Below are 20297 nucleotides of genomic sequence, written 5' to 3' on the forward strand. Positions count from 1 at the left end.
CTTCTCGGGAGCGGCGGCTGCCGCGTATCAAGGACACATGGGAGACACGGACGTGACGACCGACGCCAACGCGCCCTGGCTGATCGTGGGCCTCGGCAACCCGGGCCCCGAGTACGCCATGAACCGGCACAACGTGGGCTTCATGGTGGCCGATCTGCTGGCGGAGCGGATCGGCGGGAAGTTCAAGCGGGCGGGCAAGGCGCAGGCCCAGGTGATCGAGGGGCGGATCGGACCGCCGGGTCCGGCGAACCGCCGGGTGATCCTGGCCAAGCCGATGTCGTACATGAACCTGTCGGGTGGCCCGGTGACCGCGCTGCGGGACTTCTACAAGGTGCCGACGGCGCACATCGTGGCGGTCCACGACGAGCTCGACATCGACTACGGCGTGCTGCGGCTGAAGCTGGGCGGCGGCGACAACGGCCACAACGGTCTGAAGTCGATGACGAAGGCGATGGGCGCGGACTATCACCGGGTGCGGTTCGGCATCGGGCGCCCGCCGGGCCGTATGCAGGTCGCGGACTTCGTGCTGAAGGACTTCGGGTCCGCCGAGCGCAAGGAGCTGGACTACTTCGTGGACCGGGCGGCGGACGCGGTGGAGTGCCTGGTGATCGAGGGCCTGGAGCGGGCCCAGGGCACGTACAACTCCTGAGGGACGCCCGCGGGGCCGGGGGCCATGGGGTCCGGGGGACGGTTCCGGCGCGGCCGGGGTGCCGGCGGCCGACGTACCCGTACAACTGCTGACGTGTCCCCCACCCGGGGTTGACCGAGCGCTCGGCCATGGCCAATGATCCCGGCCATGCGTGCCGTCACCTCCCCCCAGAGCGCGTACGCGGCGCTGCGTATCGGCCGGCTCACGGTGATGGGCGCGGTCGCCGGGCTCATCCTGATCGCGGGCGTGTGGGCCTCCTGGGGCACCGCGCAGCACGTGATGCTGAGCAAGGGCCGGGAACAGGGCACGATCGCCGTGCGGTCGTGCTCGGGAGACGTCTGTACGGGGCCGTACACACCGGTGTCGCCGGGTTCACGGGCGCGGTCACGTGTCGTCATCGACCAGTCGGTGGCGGTGGAGAAGGGACGGACGTACACGGTCACGGTGAAGCCCGGCAGTGACGAGGTCGTCCGCAGCGGTCCGGCCGGTCTGCTCTATGCCTGGGTTCCGCTGGCGGGTGCCCTGCTGCTGGCCTCGGTGGTGGTCGCGGGCGGTCTGCGGCTGACCCGGGCGGCCTGGGTGATGGCGGGCACGGGCCTGGCCCTGCTGACGGCGACGATCCTGATCGTCTAGTACGGCCTCCGGCATCTCACGCCGTCGCCCGAGGGCGGCTCGACGGACACACGAAGGCGCCCTCCGCGCTCGTACGGGTACGAGCGCGGAGGGCGCCTTCTCGCGGCTGCGCCGGAGTCCGGCGCAGCCGTTGGGCTCAGCCGGTGTTGCGCAGGCCCGCCGCCACACCGTTGACCGTCAGGAGCAGGGCCCGCGAGAGCAGCGGGTCCGGCGTCCGGCCGGCCGCGGCCTCGTCGCGCTGGCGCTTGAGGAGGGCGACCTGGAGGTAGGAGATCGGGTCCAGGTAGGCGTCGCGGATGGCGAAGGTCTGCTGGAGCACCGGGTTGGTGTCGAGCAGCTTCTCGCCGCCGGTGATGCGCAGCACCTCGCGCACGGTCAGCTCGTGTTCGGCCTCGATGACGTCGAACACGTGCTTGAGCTCGTCGGGGACGAGGGTGTCGACGTAGTGGCGGGCGATCCGCAGATCCGTCTTCGCGAGGGTCATCTCGACGTTCGAGAGGAAGTTCCGGAAGAAGTGCCACTGCTCGTGCATCTCGTCGAGCACGGTGTCCAGGCCGGCCTCGCGCAGTGCCTTGAGGCCGGAGCCGACGCCGAACCAGCCGGGCACGATCTGCCGGGACTGGGTCCAGCCGAAGACCCACGGGATGGCGCGCAGTCCGTCGAGCGAGACGCCCGAGCCGGGGCGGCGGGAGGGCCGCGAGCCCAGGTGCAGGTCGGCGAGCTGGTCGACCGGCGTGGAGGCGAGGAAGTACGTCGGCAGGTCGGGGTCCTCGACGAGCCGCCGGTAGGCGGAGTGGGCGGCGTCGGAGACGACGTCCATCGCGGCGTCCCAGCGGGCGAGTGCCTCGTCGGACTGGCGGGGCGAGGTGTGCAGGGCGGATGCCTGCAGGGTGGCGGCGACCGTCAGTTCCAGGTTCTCGCGGGCCAGCGAGGGGACGAGGTACTTGTCGGAGATGACCTCGCCCTGCTCGGTCACCTTGATCTCGCCCTCCAGAGTGCCCCAGGGCTGGGCGAGGATCGCGTCGTGCGAGGGGCCGCCGCCGCGGCCGACGGTGCCGCCGCGGCCGTGGAAGAGGCGCAGGCGTACGCCGTAGCGGTGGGCGACGTCGCGCAGCCGGCGCTGGGCACGGTGGATCTCCCACTGGGAGGTGGTGATGCCGCCGAACTTCGAGGAGTCGGAGTAGCCGAGCATGACCTCCTGGACGTCCCCGCGCAGCGCCACCAGCCGGCGGTACGAGGGGTCGGAGAGCATGTCCTCCAGGATGGTGTCCGCGGCCTTGAGCTCGTCGGTGGTCTCCAGGAGCGGCACGATGCCGATCTTGGCCCAGCCGGCGTGCAGGTCGATGAGTCCGGCCTCGCGGGCGAGGACGGCGGCGGCGAAGACGTCGTCGGCACCCTGGCACATCGAGATGATGTACGACTCGATGACCTCGGGGCCGAAGATCTTCAGGGCCCGCTTGACGGTCTCGAAGACGCCGAGGGTCTTCTGCCCGGCGGCGTCGAGCGGCGCGGGGGTGGGGCCGAGCGGGCGACGGGAGCGCAGTTCCTTGGCGAGGAGCTTGGCGCGGTAGTCGCGCGGCATGTCCACGTAGCGCCAGGACTCCTCGCCGAGGCGGTCGAAGAGCTGGCCGAGGGCGTGGTGGTGGGCGTCCGCGTGCTCGCGTACGTCCATGGTGGCGAGCTGGAGGCCGAACGCGGCGAGCGTGCGGATGGTGCGGTTCATGCGGCCGTCGGCGAAGAGGCCGCCGCGGTGCGCGCGCAGCGAGGTCTGGATGAGGGTGAGGTCGCGCAGCAGTTCGGCGGTGCCGAGGTAGTCGCGGCCGTCCTCGTGGGGCGTGCCCTTGGCCAGGCGGAGCTTGGTGTTCTCCAGCTTCTGCCGGATGCAGGTGGCCTTGAGGCGGTAGGGCTCCTCGGCGTTGAGGCGCTTGTAGCGGGGGCTGATCTCCGGCAGGAGTTCCAGGTCGCTCTGGAGGGACTCCAGGAGTTCCTCGGTGGCGCCGGTGTAGCGGATGGAGTTCGACAGGAAGCCGCGGAGCTCGTCGATGAGCTCCAGGGCGTCGTTGATGCCGTGCTCGTGCTGGAGGATCAGGACGTCCCAGGTGACGGCGGGGGTGACGTTCGGGTTGCCGTCGCGGTCGCCGCCGATCCAGGTGCCGAAGGTGAGCGGGCGGGTGTCGTCCGGGAGGGCGACGCCGACGCGTTCGAGTTCGGCGGTGAGGTCCTCGAGGACGTCGCCGACGGCGCCCGCGTGGAGTTCGTCCAGGTAGTAGATGGCGTTGCGGGCCTCGTCGGCGGGCTCGGGGCGCACGACGCGGAGCTCGTCCGTCTGCCACACGAGGTCGATGTTCTCGGCGAGGCGGGTGTCGTAGCGGCGGCGGTCGGCCTCGATGACCGGGGTCTCCAGGAGCGCGGCGATGCGCCGCAGCTTGTTGAGGACCGAGCGCCGGGCCGCCTCGGTGGGGTGGGCGGTGAAGACGGGGCGGACGTTGAGGTTCTTGACCGTCTGGCGCAGGTGCTCGGGGTCGGCGTCCTTGAGCCGGTCGGCCGTCCGGGCGAGGAGGCCGCCCTCGGCGGCGCGCTTGGCACGCAGCTCGCGGCCGCGGTGCACCTGCTCGGTGACGTTGGCGAGGTGGAAGTAGGTCGAGAAGGCGCGGACCAGCTTGGCGGCGGTCTCCAGCTCGGTGCCGCGCAACAGCTCGGAGGCGGCCTCGCCGTCCTCGCGGGTCAGGCGGCGGACCTTCTCGACCAGTTCCAGGAGCTCGGGGCCCTCCTGCCGTACGAGGGTCTCGCCGAGGAGGTCGCCCAGGCGGCGGATGTCGGCGCGCAGTTCGCTGCTGGTCGTCGTGGTCTGGTCGTCGGCACTGCTCACAGGTGCGGCTCCTTGCAGTGGTGAAGCTCGTCTGAAGAGTGGGGAATCTCGTTCGAAGCTCGTCTGGGAGGGAACCCGGGTGACGACCGCGCGCGGCGGGTGCCGCTTAGGGAGGTGGCATCCGGGAAGAAAACAGAACGGACCGCGCTGTCCGACCGACTCCAAGGATAGGTGTCCCCCCGGACGCGCAGGCTCACGGGCTCTTGCCGCCGGGCTGCGCGCTGACATACTTACGATGCCGTAGGTTACGGACCCGTAGGTATTCCCGTCGGACGACGGGGGGACCGTGGAGTTCGCACCCGGACACTCTTCCCCGTCGTTCCTCACCCTCGAACCCCACAGGGGACGCCCACATGACCACGAGTTCCGATGTGATCGACGACGCCCCGCAGGCCGACGACGACGCCTCGCTCCCCGCCGCGACCCTCGGCGGCGAGAAGAAGGGGTCACTCGAACAGATCACCCTTCTTCTCTTCATCGCCGTCCCCTTCCTGGCGCTGCTCGCGGCGGTGCCGCTGGCCTGGGGACGGGGGCTGAGCTGGCTGGACGTCGGCCTGCTGGTCTTCTTCTACTACCTGGGCTGCCACGGCGTCACGATCGGCTACCACCGCTATTTCACCCATGGCTCGTTCAAGGCGAAGACTCCCCTGCGGATCGCGATCGCCGTCGCGGGGTCGATGGCGGTCGAGGGTCCTCTCGTGCGCTGGGTCGCCGACCACCGCAAGCACCACAAGTTCTCCGACGCGGAGGGTGACCCGCACTCGCCGTGGCGGTACGGCGAGACGGTTCCGGCGCTGATGAAGGGCTTGTGGTGGGCGCACATCGGTTGGATGTTCGACGAGGAACGGACCTCGCAGGAGAAGTACGCGCCCGATCTGGTGAAGGACCCGGTGATCCGGGCGATCTCGCGTCAGTTCATCCTGTGGACGCTGCTCTCGCTGGCGCTGCCGGCGCTGATCGGCGGTCTGGTGACGATGTCGTGGTGGGGCGCGTTCACCGGGTTCTTCTGGGGGTCCCTCGTACGGGTGGCTCTGCTGCACCATGTGACCTGGTCGATCAACTCGATCTGCCACGCGGTCGGCAAGCGCCCCTTCAAGTCGCGTGACCGTTCGGGCAACGTGTGGTGGCTGGCGGTGCTCTCGTGCGGCGAGTCCTGGCACAACCTGCACCACTCCGACCCGACGTCCGCCCGGCACGGCGTGGACCGCGGCCAGCTCGACTCGTCGGCGCGGATCATCCGCTGGTGCGAGCAGCTCGGATGGGCGTACGACGTGCGCTGGCCGTCACGCTCGCGCATCGATTCGCGGCGCAGCGACGACGGGAACGGCTCCCGACGCAAGACGGAAACCGCTGAAGCGGCATGATTGACGGCGTGGCGACCGACTCCAGCAGCACCCCGAGCAGCTCCGAGAAGCCGCGGCGTGCGCGCCGCACCCGCATGACCGGCGCCGAGCGCCGTCAGCAGCTGCTGGAGATCGGCCGCACCCTGTTCGCGGCCAAGGGCTTCGAGGGCACGTCGGTGGAGGAGATCGCGGCCAAGGCGGGCGTCTCCAAACCCGTGGTGTACGAGCACTTCGGCGGCAAGGAGGGGCTGTACGCGGTGGTGGTGGACCGTGAGATGCGGCGGCTGCTGGACATGGTGACCGGCTCGCTGACGGCGGGCCATCCGCGTGAGCTGTGCGAGCAGGCGGCGTTCGCCCTTCTGGACTACATCGAGGAGTACACGGACGGCTTCCGCATCCTGGTCCGCGACTCCCCCATCCCGCAGTCGACGGGTTCGTTCGCGTCCCTGATCTCGGACATCGCCACCCAGGTGGAGGACATCCTGGGCCGCGAGTTCAAGAGCCGCGGCTTCGACTCGAAGCTGGCGCCGCTGTACGCCCAGGCGCTGGTGGGCATGGTCGCGCTGACGGGCCAGTGGTGGCTGGACGTCCGCAAGCCGCGCAAGGCGGAGGTGGCCGCGCATCTGGTGAACCTGGCGTGGCACGGTCTGGACGGGCTGGAGCCGAAGCCGCGGCTGATAGGGCATCGCAAGGCCTGAGGCCGCGGCCTGCAGAGCGGTCCGGGAGCCCCGCTCCCGGCCGGCCCGGCACCCCGCGCCAAAGGCACCTCGGCCCCGCGCCGGGAGCGGTTCAGCTCGGCGCCGGGTCCGGCTCCAGGAATTCGAGGCGGTTGCCGACGGGGTCCTCGGAGAAGAAGCGCCGGTGGCCGGGCAGGTCCTCGTCCCAGGTGACGGGGGCGCCGGTGGCGGCGATCCGGGCGGCCAGGGCGTCGATGCCGGTGACGCGCAGTCCGGGGTGGGCCTTCTTCGCGGGACGGAAGGAGGCCTCGATCCCGAGGTGCAGGTGGACGGCTCCCGCCTGGAACCAGCAGCCTCCGCGCCCGGCGAGGACGGGCGGCTTGGGCGTCTCGGTCATGCCGAGGGTGTCGGCGTAGTAGGCGCGCAGGCGGTCCTCGGAGCCCGGCGGGGCGGCGAGCTGGACATGGTCGAGCGCGGTGAGCATCAGGCCTCCTTCCGGGCCACGGCGAACAGCCGGCGAAACGGCAGCACCGTGCCGTACGGCCGGGCGGGGTAGGCCTCGCGCAGCAGGTCCCGGTAGGCGGTGACGAAGGCGCCGGTGGCCTCGGGGTCGTCCGCGAGGGCGGTCAGCACGGGCCGCAGCGCGGTCCCCTTCGCCCAGTCGAGCACGGGGTCCTCTCCGGTCAGCAGCTGCATGTACGTGGTCTCCCAGACGTCCGTACGGCAGCCGGCTCCCTCCAGGCGGTCCAGGTAGACGAGCGGGTCGTGGACCGAGTCGGCGGGGCGGAGGGTGTCGCCGAGGAGACCCTTCCAGCGCGGGGAGGAGGCGAGTTCGCGCAGGAGGACGTGCAGCGGGGCGTCGGTGTTGTGCGGCACCTGGAAGGCGAGGGTGCCGCCGGGCGCGAGGGCGTCGAGCCAGCCGGGGAGCGAGTCCAGGTGCCCCGGCACCCACTGGAGCGCGGCGTTCGAGGTGATCAGGTCGTACGTCTCGGCGGGCGCCCAGTCGGTGAGGTCGGCGTGGGCGAAGTCGAGCCGTCCGCCGCCGGCCGTGGGGCCGGCGTGCTCCTCTGTGCGGGCCAGCATGGCGGCGGAGTTGTCGTAGCCGGTGATGTACGCGGTGGGCCAGCGGACGGCGAGCCGGACGGTGACGTTGCCGGGGCCGCAGCCGAGGTCGGCGATGCGGGCGGGGTCGCCGGGGAGGTCGCCGACCCGGGCGAGGAGGTCGGCGAAGGGACGGGCCCGGTGCCCGGAGTGGCGCAGGTACTGGCCCGGGTCCCAGGTGGGGGTGGGGGCGGCGGTCATGGGTGGCCTCCTCGGAAGTCGACGCGAGGGTCGCGGACCGCGGAAGGGGCGGCGGCGACCGGACCGTTCGGGTCTCCAGCCTCACAGGAAAACTATCTCGACGTCAAGAGACTCGCCCTCAAGAAGCTCACCTTCAAGACGCTCCACATCAAGAGACTTCATGTCGACACAACCACTACACTGATCGCCATGGAGGACGAGGTCGATCGGCTGGTCGCTGCGTGGCGCCGGGAGCGCCCGGACCTCGACGTGGAACCGCTCGAGGTGCTCAGCCGGGTGAGCAGGCTGGCCCGGCACCTGGACCGTGCGCGCCGGCTCGCTTTCGCCGAGCACAGCCTGGAGCCCTGGGAGTTCGACGTCCTGACGGCGCTGCGGCGCGCGGGATCCCCGTATCAGCTCTCCCCCGGACAGCTGCTGACGCAGACGCTCGTCACCTCGGGCACGATGACGAACCGCATCGACCGTCTGACCAAGAAGGGTCTGGTGGAACGCCTCCCGGACCCGAGCGACCGCAGGGGCGTGCTCGTCCGCCTCACGGACGAGGGATGCGACCGCGCCGACCAGGCACTGGCCGGGCTGCTCGACCAGGAGCGGGCGATCCTCGCCGAACTGAGCCGGGCACAGCGCGGAGAACTGGCCGGGCTGCTACGCCAGTTGACCGCCCCGTTCGACAACATCCCCGGTTAGGTCGACGGGCCCGACACCCGCGCGCCGGGCCAGCGCCACGGCGGCGAGGGTGGAGTGCACACCGAGCTTGCCGAGAACGTTCTGCATATGCGTGCGGACGGTGTGCGGCGACAGGAACAGCCGCTCCGCCACCGCCTTGCGCCCGAGCCCGGCGACCATGCACCGCAGCACCTCGCGCTCCCGGGGCGTCAGCGACTCGACGAGCCGCTCGCTCTCGGTACGGTGCTTGCGCGCGGCGGTGAGTTCCCGGAGCACGCCGGTGAGCAGGGCGGGCGGCAGATGGGTCTCGTCGCGCAGCACACCCCGTATGACGGTGAGCAGCCGCGACAGCGAGCAGTCCTTGGCGACCCACCCCGAGGCCCCCGCCTGCAGGGCGAGCGCGGCACGGCGCGGGTCGTCCTTCTCGGCCAGGACGACGGTCCGTACGCCCGGCTGCCCGGAACGCACTCCGGCGACCAGCGATATGCCGTCGACCAGGCCGTCCTCGTTGCTCTCCTGGACGGGCACCGCGTGACGCATGCCGGGCAGGTTGCCGCCCAGGTCGGCGTCGACGAGGAGCACGTCGAAGCGGCGGCCCTCGGCCGCCGCGCGTTCGAGGCAGCGCAGCGCGGCCGGACCGCTGCCGGCGGCGGACACGTCGACGTCGGGCTCGGCCGCGAGCGCGGCGGCGAGCGACTCGGCGAAGATGCGATGGTCGTCGACGACCAGTACTCGGATGCGAACCACAGAAACCCCCACTGTCGGGGGACGATCCGTACGGGTACGGCGCCCGAGGTGGTCCCGGGCCCGCTTGCGGCCCCGGAAAACGAGGTGCCGCCGCCGCACGGCCGCCGCCGTGCTGGAAGTGCTACCCCCACTTCGGGCGTCGTACCCGACTGTCTCGCCCCCTGATCAGCACCGGCCCCCACCGGCACTGCTCATCAGAGTACGGCCGGGGGCGGGGAGCGGAAGGCAATTTGCAGAACTGATTGGCCAGCGCGTTTATGGTGAGCCGTATGTTTCGTATCGAGACAGGAGACGACAAGGAGCGTCGGGATCTGCTCCGCAGGCGGCTGCTGGACACGAACACAGCGGCGTCCCCGGTGCTGCGCGCCCTGCGCGGAACCCCGGCCGAACGCGAACTGCCGCTCCACGTCTGGGCCTTGGACGAGGACGGCACCCTGGCCGGCGGCCTGGCGGGGCACACCTGGACGACCTGGCTGCACGTCACCTACCTGTGGGTCGACGAACGCCACCGGGGCGCGGGCCTGGGCACCCGGATCCTGGCCGAGGCCGAACAGACCGCCGCCGGGCGAGGCTGCGCCGCCGCCCGCGTGGAGACCTGGGACTTCCAGGCCCCGGACTTCTACCGCAAACAGGGCTACGAGGTGGTCTCCGTGATCCCCGACTATCCCCCGGGGATCACGGAGTACACGCTGACGAAACGGTGGAATCCCAGCCCCTCCGGCGACTGAAATCTTCAGCCCCTCCGGCGTTCGAGGAGCGGGGGTCCGGGGGCGGAGCCCCCGGGTACGGGAAGGGTAGGGGCGGAGGGGGCGAAAACCCGGGGTTCAGCCGATCCGCCGGGCCCCGGCCGAAGGCACCGCCGGGAACACCCGCGGAGCGGTGAAGCCCGCCTCGGCGAAGGCCTCCACCACAGCCTTGGTGACACCGTCGACGTCGGCCGCTTCGAGCAGCACGACGGCGGACCCCCCGAACCCGCCCCCCGTCATCCGCGCCCCGAGGGCCCCCGCCGCGTTCGCCGCCGAGACCGCGAGATCCAGCTCGGCGCAGGAGATCTGCAGATCGTCGCGCAGCGAGGCGTGGCCGTCCGTCAGGACCGGCCCGATCGCCCGGACGTCCCCCGCGTCGAGCAGGGAGATGACCCGGTCCACCCGGTGGTCGTCGGAGACGACGTGGCGGACGTAACGCCGCACCCGCTCGTCGGAGAGACGGGCGAGGGCGGCGTCGAGCTCCTCGTACGCGACATCACGCAGATGGGACACGCCCAGCTGCCGCGCCCCCTCCTCGCAGCCCGCGCGCCGCTCGGCGTACGCCCCGTCGCCGAGCGCGTGCTTCACCCGGGTGTCGACGACGAGGAGTTCGAGCCCCTGGGAGGCGAGGTCGAAGGGGACCTGGCGGATGGACAGGTCGCGGCAGTCCAGGTGCAGGGCGTGACCCTCGGTGCAGCACGCCGACGCCGTCTGGTCCATGACCCCGCAGGGCACGCCGACGAAGTCGTTCTCGGCGCGCTGGGCGAGCCGTGCCAGCTCGGGCCGGGTGAGCCCGAGTCCGTACAGCTCGTCGAGGGCCAGGGCGGTGACGACCTCCAGGGCCGCCGAGGAGGACAGCCCGGCGCCGGTGGGGACCGTGGAGGCCAGATGGATGTCCGCGCCGCCGACGGCGTGGCCGGCCTCGCGCAGCGCCCACACCACCCCTGCCGGATAGGCGGCCCAGCCGCTGTCCGACCGGGGCGTCAGTTCGTCGACGCGCAGTTCGACGACCGGCCCTTCGATGTCCGCCGAGTGCAGCCGCAGCACCCCGTCGGACCGGCGGGACACCGCCGCGACCGCCGTGTGCGGCAGCGCGAGCGGCATCACGAACCCCTCGTTGAAGTCCGTGTACTCGCCGATCAGGTTGACCCGGCCGGGCGCCGCCCAGACACCCTCGGGCGCGGCACCGTACAGCTCCTCGAAGCCCTCACGTACCCCCACCTGCTCCACCTGCTACCCCTTCGCCGTGTTGTTCTGTGCGAACTCCCACGCGTCCGCGACGATCCCCGCGAGATCCGCGCGGGACGGGTTCCAGCCGAGCCGCTCCCGGGCGGTCCCGGCCGAGGCGACCAGGACCGCCGGGTCCCCGGCGCGGCGCGGTGCCGCGACCTCGGGGATCGGGTGTCCGGTCACCTGGCGCACCGTCTCGATGACCTCGCGGACGGAGAAGCCGTTGCCGTTGCCGAGGTTGCAGATCAGGTGCTCGCCGGGGGCCGCGGCCGAAAGGGCCAGCAGGTGCGCCTCGGCGAGGTCCGCGACGTGGATGTAGTCGCGGATGCAGGTGCCGTCGGGCGTCGGGTAGTCGTCGCCGTAGACGGAGATGGCGTCGCGGCGGCCCTGCGCGACCTGGAGGACCAGCGGGATGAGGTGCGACTCGGGGTCGTGCCGCTCGCCGCTCTCGCCGTAGGCGCCGGCCACGTTGAAGTAGCGCAGGGAGACGGCGCCGAGGCCGTGCGCCGCCGCCTCGCCGGTGATCATGTGGTCGACGGCGAGCTTGGAGGCGCCGTAGGGGTTGGTGGGCCGGGTCGGCGCGGACTCCGTGATCGGGGTGGTCTCGGGTTCGCCGTACGTCGCGGCGGTCGAGGAGAAGACCAGTGTGCGCACTCCGGCGTCGCGCATCGCGGCGAGCAGGGCCATGGTGCCGCCGACGTTGTTGTCCCAGTACTTCTCGGGCTTCACCACGGACTCGCCGACCTGCGAGAACGCGGCGAAGTGCAGGACGGCGTCGTACGAGGGGTCCAGCCACTTGGCGGCGTCGCGGATGTCGCCCTCGACGAACGCGGCACCGGCGGGGACGCCCTCGCGAAAGCCCGTGGAGAGGTTGTCGAGGACGGTGACCTCGTGGCCGGCCTCGATCAGGTGGCGCGCGACCACGCTGCCCACATAGCCGGCTCCACCCGTGACCAGGTACTTCCCACTCATGAACTCGCTACCTCTCGCAGTCGCTGAGCCGCGGTCTCCGGCGGCACGTCGTTGATGAACACGTTCATGCCGGACTCGGAACCCGCGAGGAACTTCAGCTTGCCGGAAGTGCGGCGAATGGTGAAAAGCTCGAGGTGGAGCGCGAAGTCGTCGCGGTTGACGCCCTCGAACTCCTCCAGCGGGCCGAAGGGAGCCTGGTGCCAGGCCGCGATGTACGGCGTCGGCGGCTCGCCGGCCCCGTCCTTCCCGTCGTTCCCTTCGTCGAAGATCCGGTCGAAGCGCCTCAAGAGTTCCAGATAGACCTGGGGGAATTCTGTGCGCGCGTCCTCGTCGAGGCCGAGCAGGTCGGGCACCCGGCGGCGCGGATAGAGGTGGACCTCGTAGGGCCAGTGGGCCGCGTACGGGACGAAGGCCACCCAGTGCTCGCTCTCCAGGACGACGCGCGATCCGTCCGCGGTCTCCCGCGCGAGGACCTCGTCGAACAGATTCGCCCCACCGGTCGCCTCCTTGTGCGCGGCGAGCGAACGCAGCATCAGTGCGGTACGCGGGGTGGTGAAGGGGTAGCCGTAGATCTGCCCGTGCGGGTGACCGAGCGTCACACCGATCTCGGCGCCACGGTTCTCGAAACAGAAGACCTGCTGGACGGAGGGCAGATGCGAGAGTTCGGCGGTGCGGTCCGTCCACGCCTCCAGGACGAGGGCCGCCTGCGCCTCCGTCAGGTCCGCGAAGGAGGCGTCGTGGTCGGAGGTGAAGCAGACGACCTCGCAGCGGCCGGAGTCGCCGGCCAGCGAGGGGAAGCGGTTCTCGAACACCACGACGTCGTACGAGGAGTCGGGGATCTCGCTCAGCCGGCCGCCCGAGGACGGGCACAGCGGGCACTCGTCGGCCGGCGGGTGGTAGATGCGCCCCTGGCGGTGCGAGGCGATCGCGACCGAGTCGCCGAGCAGCGGGTCGCGGCGCACCTCGGAGGTGGTGACGGTGGGGTCGAGCGGGCGCCGGTCCACCGCGTCGCGCACCTGGTCGTCGCCCGCGTCGTAGTAGATGAGCTCACGACCGTCGGCGAGCCGGGTCGAGGTCTTCTTCACAGTCGGACTCCCCATCAACACCCGATCAAACCTTCAAACATAACCGAACACAACAAACCACAAGCCACCACCGCAGTCAACGTCACAATCAAACAAAGGTCACCACCGGGAGGACATGTCCACCGAATTCGGAGGAATAGATTCCGGTTCGACAGGTTCAAGCGACGGAGCGAGTTCTGATGCAGTCCCCCACACATCCGCCCCAACCGGGCGCCCTGCTCGCCGCCGAGCTGCGACTCCCCACGAACGCACTCGACTACACAATCCTCGGCATCTACTTCGCGGTCGTCCTGGGCATCGGCTTCGCCGCCCGGCGCTCGGTGAGGACCAGCCTCGACTTCTTCCTGTCCGGGCGCTCACTGCCCGCCTGGATCACCGGCCTGGCCTTCATCTCGGCCAACCTGGGCGCCACCGAGATCCTCGGCATGGCCGCCAACAGCGCCCAGTACGGCGTCTACACCGTGCACTGGTACTGGATCGGAGCCATCCCGGCGATGGTCTTCCTGGGCCTGGTGATGATGCCGTTCTACTACGGCTCCAAGGTCCGCTCCGTGCCCGAGTTCCTGCTGCTGCGCTTCGACAAATGGGCGCACCTGCTGAGTTCGGTCCTGTTCGCCTTCGCCGCCGTCCTCATCGCGGGCGTCAACCTCTACTCGCTCGCGATCGTGGTCGAGGCACTGCTCGGCTGGCCGCAGTGGGTGGCGATCGTGGTCGCCGGGTTCTTCGTCCTCGCCTACATCACCCTCGGCGGACTCTCCTCCGCGATCTACAACGAGGTGCTCCAGTTCTTCGTGATCCTGGCGGCCCTGATCCCGATCGCCGCGCTCGGCCTGCACCGGGTCGGCGGCTGGGACGGTCTGACCGACTCCCTCGACAAGACCCACGGCGCCGACTTCACGACGGCCTGGGGCGGCACGGGCATCGGCAGCGCCAACCCGCTCGGCGCCAACTGGCTGACCATCGTGCTCGGTCTCGGCTTCGTACTGTCCTTCGGCTACTGGACGACGAACTTCGCCGAGGTGCAGCGCGCGCTGTCGGCCAAGAACCTCTCCGCCGCCCAGCGCACCCCGCTGATCGCGGCCTACCCGAAGATCTTCATCGTCTTCCTGGTGATGATCCCGGGCCTGGTGGCGGCCGTCCTGGTCCCGAGGATCGGCACGAGCGGCTCGGGCCTGCAGTACAACGACGCGATCCCGTACCTGATGCAGGAACTGCTGCCGAACGGCGTCCTCGGCATCGCGGTGACCGGTCTGCTGGCCGCGTTCATGGCGGGCATGGCCGCCAACGTGTCGTCCTTCAACACGGTCTTCACGACCGACATCTGGGCGAAGTACGTGGTCAGGGGCCGCGAGGACGGCTACTACGTCCGCTTCGGCCGGCTCATCACGGTGGTCGGCGTCCTGGCGTCGATCGGCACGGCCTTCCTGGCCTCGTCCTTCTCCAACATCATGAGCTACCTCCAGACGCTGTTCTCCTTCTTCAACGTGCCGATGTTCGCGGTCTTCATCGTCGGCATGTTCTGGAAGCGGGCGTCCGTGAAGTCCGGTTTCTGGGGCCTGCTGGCCGGTACGACGGCCGCGATGGTGAACTACTTCGTCTTCTACAAGCGGGGCATCATCGGCTTCCCCTCCGACCAGGGCGCCAACTTCGTCTCCGCGATCGTCGCCTTCGTGGCCGGCGGCGTGGTGATGGTCGGGGTCTCGCTCTTCACCGCCCCCAAGCCCGCGCGGGAGTTGGAGGGCCTGGTCTACGGCACGGTGTCCCCGGGCATGGCCGAGCCTCCCGCCGCCGGTGACGACGCCTGGTACCGCAGGCCCGCCCTGCTGGGCTGGGGCGCGATGATCCTGGCGGCCGCCTGCTACATCCCGTTCTCGTTCTGACCTCGCTTCGACGAGTCCTGGCCCACTCCGACGAGGGAGAATCAAGAAACCATGTCCGACTATTCGGAAGACGACGCCCAGCGCGAGGTCTCGGAGCTCGAGAAGCAGTCCGCGACCGCGGCCCGGCTGTTCGACATCCGCCGCATCATCGGCGGACTGTTCGTGATCTACGGGGTCATCGTCACCGTCGCCGGCATCAACGCCTCCGACGCCGACCTCGCCAAGGCGGGCGGCGTCAACATCAACCTCTGGACCGGCCTCGGCATGCTCGCCCTCGGCCTGTTCTTCCTGGCCTGGCTGTGGCTGCGGCCCCTGCCGCCCCCGCTGCCGGAGACTCCGGCCGGGGAACAGCCTCCGCCGGCGGCCTGACACCCGCGTCCGGGGCCGGGGTTCCCACGGAGCCTCGGCCCCGGCGTACGACGTACATCCGCACCAGGTTCTTTACCTCCTCTTCACTCCGTGATCAACTTTGCTGGCATGTACAGGGCGGCCTCTGGGGAGGGGCCGTGGGGCAGGGGAGAGTCAGCGATGCACACCGCCGCAGCGGAAACAGTTCAGCCATGCCCGGAGTGCGGGGCCGAGATCCGTACGGACGCCCGGTTCACCACGTGGTGCGCCGCGTGCGACTGGAACGTCGATCCGGAACGGCCGGAGGAGAAGCACGGACGGCTCGCCAGGGCCCGGCGCGCCCAGGCGCGGCGGCACGGTGAGCGGCTGCTGGCGGAGCTGAGCGCCGGCGGGGACCTGCGTGCCCGGCGCGACTCCTCGGCCGTCCTCGCCGTCGCGCTCGCGCTCGTCGTCCACGCCCTGACCCTGGCCGTGACCGCGGGCGGCGTCTGGCTCCTCGTCCGGGGATGGGGCGGCTGGGGAATGGTCCCCGGCGCCTTCCTCCTCGCCCTGGGGTGGTCGCTGCGGCCCCGGTTCGCCCGGCTGCCGGAGAACACGCCCGTCCTGCGCCGCGCCGACGCGCCCGAACTCTTCGCGCTCGTCGACGAGATCGCCCGCGTGGCCGGTACCCGCGGTGTCGACGCGATCGCCGTCGACGACGGGATCAACGCGAGTGTCCGGAGTTACGGCGTACGGGGGCGCCGGCTCCTCACGCTGGGGCTGCCGCTGTGGGAGGTCCTCACGCCCCAGCAGCGGATCGCGCTGCTGGGCCACGAGATGGGCCACTACGTCAACGGGGACACCCGCCACGGTCTGGTCGTCGGGGCCGCCTACCGTTCGCTGACCACCTGGCACTACTACTTCGAGCCGGTCGACCACGACCCGCTCGACGACACCGGAGCGCTCACGCTCCTCCTCAACCTGCTCTACGTGCTGCCCCGGCTGCTCGTCCGCGGCGTCCTGGCGGTCCTGGACCGGCTGACCCTCCGCGCCTCCCAGCGGGCCGAGTACCTCGCCGACCGCGTCGCCGCCCGCGCCGGTTCCACCGAGGCCGCGCTGGAACTCATGGACCATCTGCTGATCGCGGACTCGGCCGCCGTGACGCTGGGCCGCGAGGTCAACCTCGCCGCCCTGAACGGCCCGCGCCGCGGAGGGGCGTCCGCCGACCTGACGGACGGGTTGTGGGAGCGTCTCGCCGCGGACCTGGCGTCCGTGCCGGAACACGAGCGCGACCGTCAGCGCCGGGCCGGTGTCCTGAGAGGCCACAGCGTCGACGACTCCCACCCGCCGACCCATCTGCGCCACGCCTGCCTGCTGATCGGCGAGCCCGCGCCCCCGGCCGTCACGGCCGACACCGAACGGGAGCACCGGATCGCCGGGGAACTGGCCGCCGCACGCACGAAGGTGGCCCGGCAGATCATCCGGGACGGCTACTGACCAGGCACTACTGGTGCCGTTCGGGAGCGAACAGGTCGGCCGGGTCGATCACGTGGACGGCCCGCTCCGACCAGACCTTGAGCTGCTCCAGGTCGGAACACGCCTGCACGCGGAGCCGGGTGGACTCGGACACCTCGATGCCACGCAACTCCAGGATCCTCAGGATCATCTCGATGCGATCCTCGACACGCCCTTCATCCCTCAGCTGGTCCGCGACCGGATTCTGGAAGAAGTAGTTCACCGGAGCCATCAGGTCCCTCCGAATCTCCTTCGCCCGGGAACCCACCAGGCCGGACGTCACAAGCTGCGCCGGCAGAGCCGCGCCCGCCGGTTCAGGAAGTCGCCGCTCTCGGTGTGCACCCGCACCAGGCTGTCCACACGTCGCTCGACCGGCTCGATCTCGGTCAAGTCCGTGTTGACCACCGTGAAGCCGCACGGTTCCGGGAACGGCACATGGAACAACCTCTGGAAGTTGCGGATCAGCCCAGCCGTGTCCTTCTGGCCGAAGTGATGCATCGCCTCGTGCGACAAGCTGACCATCGGACCTCCTTTCGATCTGGCGTGATCAACGAGCTAAGCGGCGGACAGGTCGCACCAGACGTACTTGCCGGTGTCGCCGCCCTGGCGCAGTGGATGCCAGCCCCAGTCGTCGGCGCAGGCGCGGACCAGGACCAGACCCCGGCCCGCTTCCGCGTCGGAGGTGACCGGCAGGTCGTGCGGCGGCGGCACCGGGCTCGCGTCCCACGCGCCGATCCGCAGCACCCCGTCCCTCCAGCGCAGCCGCAGGGCCGCCGGTCCCTTCGTATGCCGTACGGCGTTGGAGACCAGCTCCGCCGCCAGCAGCTCGGCGACGTCCGCGAGGCGGATCAGGCCGTGCAGGGTCAGGATCAGGCGGACGGTTCGACGGCAGACGGTGACGGCGCGGGTGTCGTGGGGGATGTGCAGGGAGTAGGTCCAGGGTTCGGTCGGGGGCATCGCTGAACTCCGGTTCAGGTGTGGGGAGTCGGGAGTCCGCTGGGGACATGGGCGGTGGCAGTGTCACAGCCGCCGTGGCAGGACGGAGTGGTGCGCTTCCGGGTACCCCGAGGTTCCGCAGCGTGTGCGTCGCGTCACCGACGGTAGGGTAGGAATTCCTACCCCCGCAAGGAGACTGCGTAATCTGACACCCGAACGGGGAGGTCAACCTCACCCGTTTTCAGGGTCATTGAGGAGGCGGCACTGGATGACGATGCGGAACCAGCCCACGGCACGGCAGGTACGCCTGGGCACCGAACTGCGCCGACTGCGGGAAGCCGCGGGGAAGTCCGCGCGGGAGGTGGCTGGGCTGCTCGGCTCCAGCTCGACCCACATGAGCCAGATCGAAGCGGGCAGCTCAGGTATCAGCGAAGAACGCCTGCGCAGGCTGGCGGCTCACTGCGCTTGTTCGGACGGGGAGTTGATCGACTCACTAGTCGGGATGGCAGCGGACCGGACAAGGGGCTGGTGGGAGGAGTACCGAGGTGTACTGCCCACCTCCTTTCTCGACCTGTCCGAGCTCGACCACCACGCGGTGTTCCGCCACGATGTGGCCGTCATCCATGTTCCCGGGCTTCTGCAGACGGAGGACTACGCGCGTGCCCTCTTCTCGTACATGGCACCCGAGCTTCCCCGGAGCGAGGTCGACGCCCGGGTGAGCCACCGGATGCAGCGTCGTGTGGTCATCGAACGACCTGACCCGATCAGCTACGAAGCCGTGATCCATGAGGCCGCGCTGCGGATCCGCGTAGGCGACCGCCCGGTCTCACGAGCCCAGTTGGAACGCATCCTGGAGCATTCCGAATCGGAGCACATCACCGTTCGAGTCATCCCCTTCGATGTGGACGGCTTCGCGGGCGCCGGGAGCGCGATGGGCCATCTCGGAGGTCCCGTGCCCCGTTTGGACACCGTCGTACGCGACGCACCACACGGCACCGGGTTCCTCGATTCCGACGCCCAACTGGCTCACTTCCGAACACTCTTCCGTAGGGTTGAGGAATCGTCACTGAGCCCCGGGCGCTCGCGCGACTTCATCCGGAATCTGGCAAAGGAACTGTGAGGCGACGCCATGACCGACCCCGCCAACTGGCAGAAGTCCTCCTTCTCCGGCGGCGGTGAAGGCAACGACTGCCTCGAACTCGCCACCACCCCCGGCACCGCCCACCTCCGTGAGAGCGACGCCCCCGCGACCCATCTCTCGACCGCCCCCGGCGCCCTCGCCCAACTCCTCCACCACATCAAGTCCGGTGGACTCGACGCACCTGCGGTCTGAGCGGCGGAGTCAAGGCTGATCACGCCTCCGGCCTCGACCGGGCCGTCCGGTCGCCTCGTATCCGATCTCCGCGGAGAATGAGAAAAGCGGACTACGAGGTGGCGATGATGCCGACGTGGCGACTGCGGGACTTCCGCGACGACGATCTCGACCGTGCCATCCAGATCTGGGACCAGGACCGGCACCCGGACGATGCTCCTCCCGTGTTCCCCGTGTCCGAGGTCATGGCCACGGCCCGGACCGGCGGGCCCGCGGTGGTCGCGGTCGTCGGCGACGCCCTGGTGGGCATGGCCGTGGCGCAGGCCCAGGGCGACCGGGCCTGGATCACGCTCGTGGCGCTCGCGGGGAACTGGCGCAGCCGCGGGATCGGGAGCGCCCTGATCGCCGAGCTCGAACGGCGGCTGCGCGAGCAGGGGATCCGCCGGATCTGCGCGCTGCTCGCCCCGCAAGCCACCGGCTCCGCGGCCTTGGAGAACTCCGGCTACCGGACCCGCGAGGGTCTGGTCTTCTACGAGAAGGTCGAGCATCTCGGCGCGAGCGACGCCGGTCTCCTCGCGGAGCTCGGCGGACGGGTCCAGCCCCAGGGACTCTGGGGTTCCCTCGCGGGGATGGAGCGGGAGAAGCAAGCCATCGAGCGGCGGATCGTGCTGCCGCTGGCCGAGCCCGCGCTGGCCGAGCGGTACGGGGTGAGGCCGCCGAAGGCGGTCATCCTCTTCGGACCGCCGGGCACCGGCAAGACCAGCTTCGCCAGGGCCGTCGCCTCCCGCCTGGAGTGGCCGTTCGTGGAGCTCTTCCCGTCCCGGCTCGCGGCGGGAGACGGGAGCCTGGCCAATTCGCTGCGGGACACGTTCACCGATCTGGCCGCGCTGGAGACCGTTCTCCTGTTCATCGACGAAGTCGAGGAGATCGCCGGCGCACGGTCCGGCGCGGCCGTCGACCCCGGCCACGGAGTCACCAACGAACTGCTCAAGCTGATACCCGGGTTCCGCGATCACGACGACCGCCTGCTGATCTGCGCCACCAACTCCGTCCGCTCCCTCGATCCGGCGTTCCTGCGCCCCGGCCGTTTCGACTACGTCATCCCGGTCGGTCCCCCCGACCCATCCGCCAGGGAAGCGATCTGGCGGCGCTATCTCGGCTCCGCCGCCGACGGGGTCGAACTGCGCCGGCTGGTGGCGGCCAGTGAGATGTTCACTCCCGCCGACATCGAGTTCGCCGCGCTCAAGGGCTCCCAGACCGCCTTCGAACGTGAAGTCACCGACCGTCGAGGCGCACCGGCCGGCACCGAGGACTACCTCACCGCCATCGCCGACACCCGCCCCTCCCTCACCGCCCAGGCGCTCACCGAATTCAGGGAAGACATCGAGCACCACGTCCGCATGTGATG

22 protein-coding genes are annotated in these 20297 nt (G+C 70.4%); 12 read left to right on the top strand and 10 right to left on the bottom strand.

Annotation, left to right across the window (positions count from 1 at the left end):
• Positions 1–37 precede the first annotated feature (37 nt).
• The gene (gene pth / locus ACH4S8_RS42795) at positions 38–649 is read left to right on the top strand and encodes an aminoacyl-tRNA hydrolase (protein WP_398404335.1); all 612 of its coding nucleotides are present in this window, start codon (positions 38–40) and stop codon (positions 647–649) included.
• Between the two features lie 135 nt (positions 650–784).
• A complete protein-coding gene (locus ACH4S8_RS42800; RefSeq protein ID WP_398404337.1) occupies positions 785–1282 on the top strand; it encodes a hypothetical protein in 498 nt (165 codons plus the stop codon).
• 136 nt (positions 1283–1418) lie between these two features.
• On the opposite strand, the gene ppc is transcribed toward ACH4S8_RS42800, so the two are convergent.
• Complete coding sequence (gene ppc, locus ACH4S8_RS42805) at positions 1419–4151, bottom strand: phosphoenolpyruvate carboxylase (RefSeq protein WP_398404339.1); 2733 nt, start codon at positions 4149–4151, stop codon at positions 1419–1421.
• Positions 4152–4504: 353 nt separating this feature from the next.
• Between ppc and ACH4S8_RS42810 the strand changes: the two genes are divergently transcribed.
• Both ACH4S8_RS42810 and ACH4S8_RS42815 read left to right on the top strand, forming a co-directional pair.
• The gene (locus tag ACH4S8_RS42810) at positions 4505–5515 is read left to right on the top strand and encodes an acyl-CoA desaturase (protein WP_398404341.1); all 1011 of its coding nucleotides are present in this window, start codon (positions 4505–4507) and stop codon (positions 5513–5515) included.
• Positions 5512–6192 carry a TetR/AcrR family transcriptional regulator gene (locus tag ACH4S8_RS42815; RefSeq protein ID WP_328555094.1) on the top strand — a complete coding sequence of 227 codons (681 nt, stop codon included), beginning with the start codon at positions 5512–5514 and terminating at the stop codon, positions 6190–6192. Before ACH4S8_RS42810 ends, ACH4S8_RS42815 begins: the two co-directional genes overlap by 4 nt.
• A 91-nt stretch (positions 6193–6283) precedes the next feature.
• Here the strand turns inward: ACH4S8_RS42815 and ACH4S8_RS42820 are convergent, their stop codons facing one another.
• Together ACH4S8_RS42820 and ACH4S8_RS42825 are read right to left on the bottom strand one after the other, a co-directional pair.
• Positions 6284–6655 carry a VOC family protein gene (locus tag ACH4S8_RS42820; protein ID WP_398404344.1) on the bottom strand — a complete coding sequence of 124 codons (372 nt, stop codon included), beginning with the start codon at positions 6653–6655 and terminating at the stop codon, positions 6284–6286.
• Positions 6655–7473: a trans-aconitate 2-methyltransferase gene (locus ACH4S8_RS42825; protein ID WP_398404346.1), complete on the bottom strand. Its 819-nt coding sequence runs from the start codon at positions 7471–7473 to the stop codon at positions 6655–6657. Before ACH4S8_RS42825 ends, ACH4S8_RS42820 begins: the two co-directional genes overlap by 1 nt.
• Positions 7474–7662: 189 nt before the next feature.
• Here ACH4S8_RS42825 and ACH4S8_RS42830 point away from each other — a divergent pair, with 189 nt between their 5' ends.
• Complete coding sequence (locus ACH4S8_RS42830) at positions 7663–8160, top strand: MarR family winged helix-turn-helix transcriptional regulator (RefSeq protein ID WP_261703948.1); 498 nt, start codon at positions 7663–7665, stop codon at positions 8158–8160.
• On the opposite strand, the gene ACH4S8_RS42835 is transcribed toward ACH4S8_RS42830, so the two are convergent.
• Positions 8119–8886 (bottom strand): LuxR C-terminal-related transcriptional regulator, encoded by a 768-nt coding sequence (locus ACH4S8_RS42835; protein WP_398404349.1) that lies wholly within the window; start codon positions 8884–8886, stop codon positions 8119–8121. The two genes, ACH4S8_RS42830 and ACH4S8_RS42835, sit on opposite strands and share 42 nt — an antisense overlap.
• Before the next feature lie 257 nt (positions 8887–9143).
• On the opposite strand from ACH4S8_RS42835, the gene ACH4S8_RS42840 reads away from it, so the two are divergent.
• Entirely contained in the window at positions 9144–9614 is a 471-nt protein-coding gene (locus ACH4S8_RS42840; protein WP_398404351.1) for a GNAT family N-acetyltransferase, read from the top strand.
• Between the two features lie 96 nt (positions 9615–9710).
• Here ACH4S8_RS42840 and galK read toward each other — a convergent pair whose 3' ends face one another.
• From galK to galT, 3 genes are read right to left on the bottom strand one after another with little or no spacing between them, the layout of a single operon-like run.
• Positions 9711–10853 carry a galactokinase gene (gene galK, locus ACH4S8_RS42845; protein WP_398404353.1) on the bottom strand — a complete coding sequence of 381 codons (1143 nt, stop codon included), beginning with the start codon at positions 10851–10853 and terminating at the stop codon, positions 9711–9713.
• A gap of 12 nt (positions 10854–10865) precedes the next feature.
• Positions 10866–11834 (bottom strand): UDP-glucose 4-epimerase GalE, encoded by a 969-nt coding sequence (gene galE, locus ACH4S8_RS42850; protein ID WP_398404355.1) that lies wholly within the window; start codon positions 11832–11834, stop codon positions 10866–10868.
• Complete coding sequence (galT, locus tag ACH4S8_RS42855) at positions 11831–12919, bottom strand: galactose-1-phosphate uridylyltransferase (protein WP_398404357.1); 1089 nt, start codon at positions 12917–12919, stop codon at positions 11831–11833. Before galT ends, galE begins: the two co-directional genes overlap by 4 nt.
• 179 nt (positions 12920–13098) lie before the next feature.
• Between galT and ACH4S8_RS42860 the strand changes: the two genes are divergently transcribed.
• The 3 genes from ACH4S8_RS42860 to ACH4S8_RS42870 all read left to right on the top strand — a co-directional run bounded on the left by ACH4S8_RS42860 (position 13099) and on the right by ACH4S8_RS42870 (position 16623).
• A complete protein-coding gene (locus tag ACH4S8_RS42860; protein ID WP_398404359.1) occupies positions 13099–14799 on the top strand; it encodes a sodium:solute symporter family protein in 1701 nt (566 codons plus the stop codon).
• A gap of 51 nt (positions 14800–14850) precedes the next feature.
• A complete protein-coding gene (locus tag ACH4S8_RS42865) occupies positions 14851–15168 on the top strand; it encodes a hypothetical protein (protein ID WP_398404361.1) in 318 nt (105 codons plus the stop codon).
• 159 nt (positions 15169–15327) lie between these two features.
• A complete protein-coding gene (locus ACH4S8_RS42870) occupies positions 15328–16623 on the top strand; it encodes a M48 family metallopeptidase (protein WP_398404363.1) in 1296 nt (431 codons plus the stop codon).
• Between the two features lie 7 nt (positions 16624–16630).
• Here the strand turns inward: ACH4S8_RS42870 and ACH4S8_RS42875 are convergent, their stop codons facing one another.
• Genes ACH4S8_RS42875 through ACH4S8_RS42885 form a run of 3 tightly spaced genes read right to left on the bottom strand, consistent with a single transcriptional unit; the run spans position 16631 to position 17598 of the window.
• Complete coding sequence (locus tag ACH4S8_RS42875) at positions 16631–16873, bottom strand: hypothetical protein (RefSeq protein ID WP_398404365.1); 243 nt, start codon at positions 16871–16873, stop codon at positions 16631–16633.
• 47 nt (positions 16874–16920) lie between these two features.
• Positions 16921–17163 carry a hypothetical protein gene (locus tag ACH4S8_RS42880; RefSeq protein WP_398404367.1) on the bottom strand — a complete coding sequence of 81 codons (243 nt, stop codon included), beginning with the start codon at positions 17161–17163 and terminating at the stop codon, positions 16921–16923.
• Positions 17164–17196: 33 nt separating this feature from the next.
• A complete protein-coding gene (locus ACH4S8_RS42885) occupies positions 17197–17598 on the bottom strand; it encodes an ATP-binding protein (RefSeq protein ID WP_398404369.1) in 402 nt (133 codons plus the stop codon).
• A 247-nt stretch (positions 17599–17845) separates the two neighbouring features.
• Between ACH4S8_RS42885 and ACH4S8_RS42890 the strand changes: the two genes are divergently transcribed.
• From ACH4S8_RS42890 to ACH4S8_RS42900, 3 genes are all read left to right on the top strand, one after another.
• Positions 17846–18697 carry a helix-turn-helix domain-containing protein gene (locus ACH4S8_RS42890; protein WP_398404371.1) on the top strand — a complete coding sequence of 284 codons (852 nt, stop codon included), beginning with the start codon at positions 17846–17848 and terminating at the stop codon, positions 18695–18697.
• A gap of 9 nt (positions 18698–18706) precedes the next feature.
• Positions 18707–18910 carry a DUF397 domain-containing protein gene (locus ACH4S8_RS42895; protein ID WP_398404373.1) on the top strand — a complete coding sequence of 68 codons (204 nt, stop codon included), beginning with the start codon at positions 18707–18709 and terminating at the stop codon, positions 18908–18910.
• A 77-nt stretch (positions 18911–18987) separates the two neighbouring features.
• Complete coding sequence (locus tag ACH4S8_RS42900; protein WP_398404375.1) at positions 18988–20295, top strand: ATP-binding protein; 1308 nt, start codon at positions 18988–18990, stop codon at positions 20293–20295.
• Positions 20296–20297: the final 2 nt, after the last annotated feature.

Origin of the sequence: Streptomyces sp. NPDC021080 (genome assembly GCF_044333225.1) — a bacterium.
Lineage (GTDB): Bacteria > Actinomycetota > Actinomycetes > Streptomycetales > Streptomycetaceae > Streptomyces.